General features: G+C 70.3%; 1 protein-coding gene. It reads left to right on the forward strand.

From position 1 onward, the window contains the following. Window positions 1–355, forward strand: a 355-nt coding sequence (locus tag ACKTTN_RS14780) for an OmpA family protein (protein ID WP_407910664.1), incomplete at its 5' end; no start/stop codon positions are given. Between the last annotated feature and the right edge of the window lie 52 nt (window positions 356–407).

The following is a 407-nucleotide window of genomic DNA, read 5'->3' on the forward strand; positions in this document are numbered from 1 at the left end:
CGCCGACGTGCTGCGCGACCAGCCCAACGCACTGCGCGTCGAGGGCTATACCGACGACCAGCCGATCGCCAGCGCGCAGTACGCGTCGAACTGGGAACTTTCCGCCGCGCGTGCGGCCAGCGTGCTGCACGTGATGCAGCAGGCCGGCATCGCGCCGTCGCGGCTTTCGATGACCGGCTATGCGCAGTACCAGCCGGTGGCCGACAACGCCACGCCCGAAGGTCGCAATGCGAACCGCCGGGTGATGCTCGTCATCCTGCCCGCGGGCCGCGGCACCGACGCCGTGAGCGGCGCCGATGCGCGCACGTCGATCGCGAGTTCGCAGGGCATCCGCTCCGACGGGAGGACCGGCTGATGCACACCTGGGCAATCGCCAACCAGAAGGGTGGCGTCGGCAAGACGACGAC

Origin of the sequence: Lysobacter claricitrinus, assembly GCF_045866565.1 — a bacterium.
Taxonomy (GTDB): domain Bacteria; phylum Pseudomonadota; class Gammaproteobacteria; order Xanthomonadales; family Xanthomonadaceae; genus Cognatilysobacter; species Cognatilysobacter claricitrinus.